This window comes from Serratia sp. (in: enterobacteria) (assembly GCF_046715635.1).
Lineage (GTDB): Bacteria > Pseudomonadota > Gammaproteobacteria > Enterobacterales > Enterobacteriaceae > Chania.
Window position 1 is genome coordinate 1 of sequence record NZ_JBKJYW010000023.1, and the last position, 9077, is coordinate 9077.

13 protein-coding genes are annotated in these 9077 nt (G+C 53.8%); 5 read left to right on the forward strand and 8 right to left on the reverse strand.

Going from position 1 to position 9077, the window contains the following annotated elements:
- The 5 genes from ACLQ7H_RS01060 to ACLQ7H_RS01080 form a co-directional block, all read right to left on the reverse strand.
- A partial coding sequence (locus tag ACLQ7H_RS01060; RefSeq protein ID WP_411751069.1) for an EamA family transporter occupies positions 1-523 on the reverse strand: 523 nt, incomplete at its 3' end.
- 149 nt (positions 524-672) lie between these two features.
- Complete coding sequence (locus tag ACLQ7H_RS01065) at positions 673-1497, reverse strand: AraC family ligand binding domain-containing protein (protein ID WP_411751070.1); 825 nt, start codon at positions 1495-1497, stop codon at positions 673-675.
- Between the two features lie 129 nt (positions 1498-1626).
- A complete protein-coding gene (locus tag ACLQ7H_RS01070) occupies positions 1627-2544 on the reverse strand; it encodes an alpha/beta hydrolase (protein WP_411751071.1) in 918 nt (305 codons plus the stop codon).
- Positions 2531-3430, reverse strand: coding sequence for an alpha/beta fold hydrolase (locus ACLQ7H_RS01075; protein WP_411751072.1), 900 nt, complete (start codon positions 3428-3430; stop codon positions 2531-2533). The genes ACLQ7H_RS01070 and ACLQ7H_RS01075 overlap by 14 nt, the downstream gene beginning before the upstream one ends.
- A 15-nt stretch (positions 3431-3445) precedes the next feature.
- The gene (locus ACLQ7H_RS01080) at positions 3446-4501 is read right to left on the reverse strand and encodes a sugar phosphate isomerase/epimerase family protein (RefSeq protein ID WP_411751073.1); all 1056 of its coding nucleotides are present in this window, start codon (positions 4499-4501) and stop codon (positions 3446-3448) included.
- Positions 4502-4639: 138 nt separating this feature from the next.
- Between ACLQ7H_RS01080 and ACLQ7H_RS01085 the strand changes: the two genes are divergently transcribed.
- The 3 genes from ACLQ7H_RS01085 to ACLQ7H_RS01095 all read left to right on the forward strand — a co-directional run bounded on the left by ACLQ7H_RS01085 (position 4640) and on the right by ACLQ7H_RS01095 (position 6210).
- A complete protein-coding gene (locus ACLQ7H_RS01085) occupies positions 4640-5236 on the forward strand; it encodes a TetR/AcrR family transcriptional regulator (RefSeq protein WP_411751074.1) in 597 nt (198 codons plus the stop codon).
- Between the two features lie 88 nt (positions 5237-5324).
- Complete coding sequence (locus ACLQ7H_RS01090; RefSeq protein WP_046808221.1) at positions 5325-5672, forward strand: ArsR/SmtB family transcription factor; 348 nt, start codon at positions 5325-5327, stop codon at positions 5670-5672.
- A 4-nt stretch (positions 5673-5676) separates the two neighbouring features.
- The gene (locus tag ACLQ7H_RS01095) at positions 5677-6210 is read left to right on the forward strand and encodes an SRPBCC family protein (RefSeq protein WP_411751075.1); all 534 of its coding nucleotides are present in this window, start codon (positions 5677-5679) and stop codon (positions 6208-6210) included.
- 42 nt (positions 6211-6252) lie between these two features.
- Here ACLQ7H_RS01095 and ACLQ7H_RS01100 read toward each other — a convergent pair whose 3' ends face one another.
- Positions 6253-6843, reverse strand: coding sequence for a hypothetical protein (locus ACLQ7H_RS01100; RefSeq protein ID WP_411751076.1), 591 nt, complete (start codon positions 6841-6843; stop codon positions 6253-6255).
- A gap of 129 nt (positions 6844-6972) precedes the next feature.
- Here ACLQ7H_RS01100 and nudI point away from each other — a divergent pair, with 129 nt between their 5' ends.
- Positions 6973-7401: a nucleoside triphosphatase NudI gene (gene nudI, locus ACLQ7H_RS01105; protein ID WP_411751077.1), complete on the forward strand. Its 429-nt coding sequence runs from the start codon at positions 6973-6975 to the stop codon at positions 7399-7401.
- Positions 7402-7423: 22 nt separating this feature from the next.
- On the opposite strand, the gene ACLQ7H_RS01110 is transcribed toward nudI, so the two are convergent.
- Positions 7424-8017, reverse strand: coding sequence for an SDR family NAD(P)-dependent oxidoreductase (locus ACLQ7H_RS01110; protein ID WP_411751078.1), 594 nt, complete (start codon positions 8015-8017; stop codon positions 7424-7426).
- Between the two features lie 108 nt (positions 8018-8125).
- Between ACLQ7H_RS01110 and ACLQ7H_RS01115 the strand changes: the two genes are divergently transcribed.
- On the forward strand, positions 8126-8719 hold the full coding sequence (locus ACLQ7H_RS01115; protein WP_411751079.1) for a TetR family transcriptional regulator: 594 nt from the start codon (positions 8126-8128) through the stop codon (positions 8717-8719).
- A 74-nt stretch (positions 8720-8793) separates the two neighbouring features.
- Here the strand turns inward: ACLQ7H_RS01115 and ACLQ7H_RS01120 are convergent.
- The coding region (locus tag ACLQ7H_RS01120; RefSeq protein ID WP_411751080.1) for a winged helix-turn-helix transcriptional regulator at positions 8794-9077 on the reverse strand (284 nt) is incomplete at its 5' end.

Below are 9077 nucleotides of genomic sequence, written 5' to 3' on the forward strand. Positions count from 1 at the left end.
GTGGGAACCAGGTCCAACACATCACCGCTAACAGTGCCAATCCCAACCCGCTGGTATAACGCCAAACATTAATAGGCTCGCTATTGCCCTGCAGTTCCGCAACGTTGACCAACACCAACCCAAGGGCAATCACCAGTAAGGCCGGAGTCAATTTTCGCCAGGAGAGGCGGCCATCGTGATGGCCATAAAACAGATTGGCAGCGACCGATATCACCACCGGTAACGTGCCGATAATCATGGTTGATACCGGCGCTCCGGTACGTTGGATCGCGCTGGCCAGGCACAGGTAATACAGCAGATTGCCGATCGCGGTCAGTTTTAACGCCTCTAACCAATCTTTAGCCAGCAGTTGACGCAGGCGACGGCGATCCAACCAGGCCAACGGTAGCACGACAAGCCCAAAAGCCAGATAGCGCCCGGTGGACTGCAACGCTGCTGGGTAGTCCGGCACCAATACCGGGCCAATAAAGATCAGGCCCCACATCAATCCGGCAATCAGGGCAAACAACACACCGACAAACATAGTGACTCCATCGTCAACAGCTAGTTAAAGTGGCGTCAGGATAGAAGAACGAGAAGTTAAAATATTGTACCAGGTTGCTGTTTTGAGTCTGCTGACAGACCCTCACCGGGTTCACAGCGTAGGGGCGCTGCATTGCTGCGCCCGCCGACTTAACGCCTCACCTGCTTTTGGTAGCGCGCAGGCGTGACACCGTAACGATTAACCAGCGCTTTGGTGAGATGTGCCTGATCGGTTAACCCCACCGCTACGGCCACCTCGGCCGCAGGCATTCCCCGCCCGAGCATCTGCTTGGCCTTTTCGAGCCTGATCGCCATCAACATCTGATGTGGGGTGACATGGAATTGCGCTTTGAATTTACGCTGGAAATGATACGGGCTGAGCGAGACCAACGCCGCCAGATCGTTCAATGTGATCGGGGAAGCGAAATTATCCCGCAGATACTCCTTCACAATCGCCATGCGGTGAGCGGCCTCACTCTGCTGCGGTTGAGTAATACGCAGGTGGGGACGGAAAATATCAACCACGGACAGCAGCAGGCTATCTAGCGCCAGCGTATCCCGGGTTTGCCATAATGCAGCCAGCGTTTGCGAAAGCCGCTTGGCTGCTGCCGCATCATGATGGATTACCTCGTTGAACCAACAGCCCTTCTCACCAGAAATCCGCTCCAGCACCACAGGCTCCAGGTAGATCATGCGATAGTTCCAGCCGCCTGCGGTTTCCGCTTCACCAGTATGCAGCTCGTCCGGGTTCATCAGCACCAAGGCTCCCGGAGCGGCTAAATGTTGTGCCCCACGGTAGCGAAAGCGCTCCGCTCCGGCTTCCACCGTGCCGATGCCAAACGCATCATGGGCGTGTGGCTCAAACGCATAGCGATCGATATGGGCCTGATAAAGCTCTACGCCCGGCAGTTGCTGCAAATGCCGGAACTGGGCGCGGTCTTTCTCAAACGGAAACTGTTCTGGCACACCTTGCACTTCCCTGGCTCCTGTTACGTTTTAGGGTTGGCATACAGCGATCTATCTCGCTGAACTGATAATAACGCGTCAATACTAGATTTATCATTTTAATAGCGCGTTGTCCCGCCTTCCTTGGCGGGCAGCAAATTAAGGCAATGCCTCCAGCGCAGTAAACAAAACCTGAGCTTTCGGGGCCAAACCAGTCATATGCATGCAAGCGTGCACCATCCCCGGCAAACGCTGGCAATTCACGTTAACGCCGGCGGCTTGCAATCGCTGTGCGTAGTGTTCACCTTCATCCCGCAGTGGATCGTATTCGCACACCAGGATCGTCGCTGGCGGTAAGCCGGCCAGCGTTGATGCGTACCAAGGAGAAGCGTAAGACTCCCTAGGGTCGGTATCCTGCCCAAGGTAGTTTGCCCAGCACCACCCCATGATAGCCTGCGTCAGGTAGTAACCTTCACCATATTCGGTAAAGCTGGGCATTGTCATCTCGCTATCTAATGCAGGATAAAGCAGGTATTGATGTTCTACGGTTGGCCCTGACCGTTCTCTGGCCATCAGAGCTGCCGCTGCCGCCAGATTACCCCCCGCACTATCCCCGCCAAGCGCGATCCGCAGAGGATCAATGCCGATTTGCGCTGCTTGTTCCGAGGCCCAACATAGCGCTTGATAAACGTCATGTAATGGGACCGGGAAAGGATATTCCGGTGCCAGGCGATAATCGACAGATAAGATCATTCGCCCGGTGGCATTGGCCAACGCGCGGCAAGGGACATCGTAAACGTCTAGCGAACCCAGGCACCAACCGCCACCATGAGCGAACACCATTGCCGGATGCGCTACATTTTCTGACGCATTCCAGGGAATATAACCACGCAAAGCTATAGTTTGCCCACCGCTGACCGGGATGTGGAAATCCGTTATTTTCTGGACGGGCTGGGGCTCACCCTGCAAGCGCTGTAACTCAACCGCAGTCTGTGCACGTAGCGCCTCCAATGAGGATGGAGCAGGCGCATCAGTCTGTTGCTGCAAAAACAGCGCGATCTGCTTATCTAACGGCATCGATTTTCCCCTCCGGTAAAAAAGGCAGGATCAGGGCGATAAATTCCTCATGGCACTCCTCGGTAATGAAGTGCCCACAGCCCGGCACCACTTCCCCTTGGAGTTGGTTAGCCTTACCTTGCAAGGTAAGGAATGGCGCATCGCGGGTAGCATGTTCTGCGCCAATCGTCATCACCGGCATCAGCAACTGGGTTTTAGCCCGCTGCTGGTTTTGGCGAATCGTCTCCGGAATGGCACGATAATAATCAAAACCGGCACGCAAGCTGCCAGGCACCGAGTAAGCAGCAATGTAGGTTTCTGCGGCGACTCGATCGCGTCGGTAAGACCAGCGGTTGAAAATGTATCCCAGATACTCAGCCTCCCGGCCGGTGGTCAGGGCTTCGGGCAAGTCGGTTAACTGGTTAAACATAAAATGCCATAGGAAGATATTGTCCTCGGCAGCAACAAAGATCGAGGGAGCCTCTGCCAAGCCAGGGATCACCGCTTCGGTCAGCACCAACCTGCTAACCGCCTGAGGATAATCGCTGGCCAGTGCATAACCCACCCACATACCAATATCATGGCCGATCACCGCATAACGCTGATGCCCCAGTTGCGTCATAACCTGATGGAGTTTTTCAGCAACGCTGCCGGTATCATAACCCCCTAGAGGTTTGTCCGAGTCCCCTATGCCTGGCGGATCTACAGCAATAGCCTGAAAGCCCGCATTGGCTAGCGCCTGCATGACGTAACGCCAGGTGTACCAGGTTTGCGGCCAGCCGGGGATCAGCAACACCGGTTGCCCAGTACCGGCGATGGCGCAGTGAATACGGTGGCCGTTGATTTTAATATAGACGTGTTCGGCCTCGAGCCCATGGGATAATGGCCCGTGATTCTGCATAGTCATAAGGTGCTCCAGAGGTTAGCGAATGCCCAGCAAGGCGTTGATTTGTTGTTGATTGACCGGCGCACCGGCAAAGTCATCAAACACTTTATCCGTGACGGGAATAATATGGTTGCGGATAAACGCAGCCCCTTCTTCGGCCCCGGTTTGCGGATGCTTCAGGCAGCATTCCCATTCAAGCGTGGCCCAACCGGCAAAATCGTACTGCGTCAGTTTGGAGAAGATGCCTTTAAAGTCTACCTGCCCATCCCCTAATGAACGGAACCGCCCTGCACGATCCGTCCACGACTGATAACCGCCGTAAATCCCCTGCCGACCGCTGGGATTGAACTCCGCGTCCTTAACGTGAAACATGCGGATGTGCTCTTTATAGATATCAATAAATTCCAGATAGTTGAGCTGTTGCAGCACGAAATGGCTGGGATCGAACAACATTTGGCAACGCGGATGAGCGGCCACACGCTGATGGAACATTTCAAAGGTAATGCCATCATGCAGATCTTCGCTGGGGTGGATCTCATAGCACAGATTGATGCCCTGCTCATCACAGGCGTCAAGCACCGGTAACCACCGTTTGGCCAGCTCATCGAAGGCCGATTCAATCAACCCTTCTGGGCGCTGCGGAAAAGGAAACAGGTAGGGCCAAGCCAACGAACCGGAGAAGGTGCCCATTTCAGTCAGGCCTAACCGTGCGGACGCTTTTGCCGCCAACAGCAGGTTTTCTTTGGCCCAAAGCGTTCGTCCTTGCGGATCGCCACGTAGCCCCTCCGGCACAAAGCTGTCACATAATGCATCATAGGCGGGATGTACCGCCATCAGTTGGCCGAAAATATGCGTGGTCAATTCGCTGATCACCAAGCCGTGCTGCGCTAGCATGCCGGTGATGTCATCGCAATAGCTTTGGCTTTCCGCCGCCGTTTTCACATCAAACAAACGGCTATCCCACGCGGGGATCTGCAAAGCTTTAAAACCCGTCTCTTTTGCCCAGGCGGCAATCGCTGGCAGGCTGTTGAACGGAGGAGTTGCGTCACTAAATTGAGCAAGGTGCAGGCTGGGGCCTTTAATCGTTTTCATCGTCTTTCCTATTGTTTGTCGATTGACAAACAATAGGCTTAAATCGAATCATCGGCAAGAGGATTTTGAAATTCGTTGGCGTTATGCGCTATTTAAGCGATCCTGTAGCCCGCAGCAAAATCACCGGAGAAGATGACGATGGCAGGTAGACCAAGAGAGTTCGATCGTGAACAGGCCCTATTGCAAGCGCGGGACTTATTTTGGCGACAGGGATTTGAAGGCACCTCAATGTCCGACCTGGTGACCGCACTGGGCATTGCTTCGGCGCGGATCTACAAGGCCTTCGGCTCGAAAGAGTTACTGTTTCGTGAAGCGATAACACACTACGAAGCCCACGAAGGTGGCTTTGCCGAACGCGCTTTCGAAGAACAGGCTAGTGTGTGTGAAGCCATCAAACAGATGCTGAACGACGCTGTTGCCCTCTATAGCCACGGTGAACATCCTCAAGGATGCATGGTAGTTTCTTCTGCGGTCAGCGTCAGTGAGGATAATCAGGGCGTCAGGCGCTGGTTGATGGAGCATCGCCAACAACGCACCCAAGGCATTATCGCCAGATTGCAGGCCGCGGTACGGGCTGGAGAACTGCCCGCCAACACCGATGCAGAGAGCCTTGGCGATTATTTTGCTGCGTTCCTGCATGGCTTATCCGTTCAGGCTCGGGATGGCGTGAGCCGTGCCCGGCTGGAAAAAGCGGTGACAGTCGCCCTTACTCTGCTCGATCGTTCTCCGGCATAAAGTCTTACCCACACTTTTAATGTGACAAGGTTAAAAAATATTCAACGTACAGGTTGAGTATTGACGCTGACGTTCTATATTTAACCATATGGTTAAATTATCTTCCTCACCGCTGGACGCCATTTTCCACGCACTGGCCGACCCGACAAGGCGCGCCATTCTGCGTACGCTGGCTGAAGGCGAACACAGCATCGGTGAACTGGCTGCGCCGTTCGAGATGTCGTTTGCCGGTGCTTCCAAGCATATCAAAGCGCTGGAGCAGGCCGGGCTGGTGCAACGCACCGTGCAGGGAAGAAACCATATCTGCCGGCTCGCCCCTGAGCCGATGGTGCAGGCCATGCAATGGCTGCAAACCTACGAACATTTCTGGAATGAGCGGCTGGACGCGCTAGAACAAGCGCTGCTGCAGGCCGACTCACATCCTCCAACGGAGTGAACCCATGAACGACTACGGTATGATTATTGAAACCGGTACGCTGCGGATCCAGCGGCTGCTGCCCGGCCCGCTCAAACGCGTCTGGGCCTACCTGATAGAATCGGATAAACGCGCCAGTTGGCTGGCTGCTGGTGAGATGCCCTTGCAGGTCGGGGCCAAGATCGAGCTACTGTTCTGCAATGCCGATTTGGCCGGTGAGGATGAGAAACCGCCAGCAAAATACAAGTCCTGTGCCGGTAAGATCTCCCAGGTGGGTCATATCACCTGCATTCTACCACCGCGCCTGGTGAGCTTTACCTGGGCGGAAACCGGGGAAACCCGTCCTTCTGAAGTCACTATTGAACTGACCGAGCAACAGGATAAGGTGCTGTTGACCCTTACCCATCGTCGTCTAGCCAACCGCGATACCCTGCTCAGCGTCGCCAGTGGCTGGCACACTCACCTGGATATTCTGCTGGATCTCCTGCAAGAACGTACGCCACGCCCCTTCTGGGAATCAATGAGCCGGTTGGAAGATGAGTACCGGTCCAAACTGTAGGCCAGCGGGATGAGGATCACGGTTCTCATCCCACCTGCCGTTTTAAATTGCCAATAGTTTTTCCAAAGCGGCTATCTGCTGCTCTGGCCTGCCGAAACCTGCACAATACCAGATTGAATCAGTTCCGCTACGTATCTCAGCTATCAGCCACATTTGCCTCACCACGGCGGCCAACAGCTTGCAGGTCTCCACACACTTCAACAGCAACCAAAGTGCGACGAGCAGACCAATACCCAAGATGATCCAGATATCGCGAAACGGCCACACCTGCGAGATCAGCAATATCAATGCGCCGCACTGCAAAAGTAATTTGATGGCAAACGCGCGCAGGAAGAAGGCGCGCAGTTGTTGCCGGATGGCGAAACACGGGTTAGTCAAAGTATTGCGGGTTTCTTGCACCGGGATGCCATGCACGTAAACCGTCCATTGGGAAAGATCCTTTGGTATTACCACCAGGCATTTTTCTGCCAGTTGGTGCAGGCGCATGGAAATCACCACCGGCATAACGAGCCCGGCCAACAAGCCATAGAAGATCGGCGCGGTAACGCCAGTAAATGCCGACCCTACCGCCAGTAATACCAACAAAACAAACTTTCCCGAGTAAAACCAGAAAGGTGCCATTTGATAATTCATGAGTTCCCTCCCATTGATGTTCCCTGGTGATTCTAAAGCATTGGCGGAAGATGAGAATTAAAAACTCCCTTTGGCTGACTGGCGTATAATGCGTGCAGCAATCTGGTGCCCTTAAAACATGGAGTTACGATGCGTCAACGTATTATTGTTTGCCCGTTAATTGAAAACGATAACGCCTATCTGCTGTGCAAAATGGCGGCCCATAAAGGGGTGTTCCCCGGCCAGTGGGCGCTCTCCGGCGGTGGTACTGAGCCAGGGGAAACCATCGAGCAGGCGTTGCGCCGTGAAGTGAGTGAAGAACTGGGTCGCGATCTGGTGCTGGACCGCATTCAACCTTGGACGTTCCGCGACGACGTGCGGGTAAAGACCTATGAAGACGGCAGCAAAGAGCAAATCTATATGATTTACCTGATTTTTGACTGCCACGCGGCCAACCGCAGCATCACGCTTAATGACGAGTTTGAAGAATATGCCTGGGTGCGGAAGGAAGAACTGGCCAGCTACGATCTGAATGAAGCGACCCGATTCACGCTACGCCAGCGTGGGTTGTTGGAGTAGTGATGCCCCTCACCCTGTTTTTTTAGTCTAATGGGTCTGAGTTTAGTAGACCTACCCGTTCCCTGGACAGACCCATCCTCTGAACCAGTCTTGCGGAACTATGCGCCAAAATATGGGTGGCCTTGCGTTGAGCGGCACCGCTGATGGCAATCCCAGCATAATCGACGGCGAACGCGTTGATTTGTGGGTCATCAAGTGCCATGACGCCGCTGGTCACCAGTACGGTACCTTTTGATGCCGCAAGGTCGGTCATGCTCTCTTGTACCGCGGTGATGTAGCCAACAACGCGGAGATCGAAACTCTTGCTCAGATCCGCGGGGGGAATGGATAACAGGTCACCTTCGATATCGAGAAAGACGTTCCAATGCAGGATGCCTATAGGCCCCATGGTTTCACGTACGTCCGTGACGACACGTCGAATCGCTTTAACATCGCTCAGATCGGCCGGGAAAGCCTGAACCTGGATGCCTTCGGCGGTCAATTCCGCGACCGCCTCAGTGAGACGCTGAACATTGCGCGCAATCAGGGCAACGGGATGACCCGCCTTACCAAAACGGCGAGCGACTGCATGGGAAATTCCCGGGCCATAGCCACAGATGAGGATGGTGTTTTTCATAGTTCAGACTCCGATTATAAGGTAAAATACCAACTCCAACGTTTGAGTTGGAATTTACTATAGTATGATTACGCAACAACAACAACCCATAAATGAGAGAGTAGAAAAATGGCTTGGGATACCGAAGGGACGAAACGCAAAATTCTGGACGCGGCGATGACCGAGTTCGCTCGACTAGGCCCCGATGGCACCACCCTTGAGCGGATTGCCAAGTTGGCCGGTGTCAACAAGGAGCGTGTGTACAATTACTTTGGCGACAAGCGGGCGTTGTTCTCAGCCGTGTTGCATAGCGAATTGGCCGAGGTGGCGTTGGCGTTGCCCATGACATCCTTTGCGGGTGAAGATATTGGCGACTACGCTGGCCGTGCCTACGATTATCACCGTGAGAACCCGGAACTGAGTCGACTCATGCGCTGGGAAGGTTTGACCTTCAATGGTGAGGTGCCGGACGAAGAACTACGACGTGAATACTATGGATACAAGATTGAGGCCGTGGCAGATGGGCAACGCCAGGGAATAGTCACCCAAGCCATTGAGGCCGATCATCTGGCTTTTTTGGTGTTAGCCCTGGCTGGCTGGTGGTCTGCCGTTCCACAGGTCGCGCGTATGTTAACGGGGCCCGATAGCACAAAAGAATATGCCAGACGTCGAGCCTCCGTCGTAGAGGCTGCCCGACGCCTGGCGTCGGCACCAGGAAACTAATCGATGGTTAATAAAATCCATATCAACTTCAAGACGCACTCCTTTATGGGGGGGTCTTGATTCAACTTGACTTATCAGCCAGTGGATTTTGGCAAGATTTCCATTTTTTGACGTGCTATGCGAACTTCGCCCCAATTAGCCAGAATATCTATCACTGGACGTAAGGTGAATCCTTCTTCAGTCAGACGGTACTCAACTCGTGGAGGTACTTCTGCATAAACAGTTCGTGACACAAGTCCAGATTCTTCAAGATCGCGCAGTTGCTTGGTAAGCAAACGCTGGCTAATACCAGGAAGACGACGATGTAGTTCGTTGAAACGCAAATAATCGTTTTCCAGTAAATGGTGCAGTACAACAC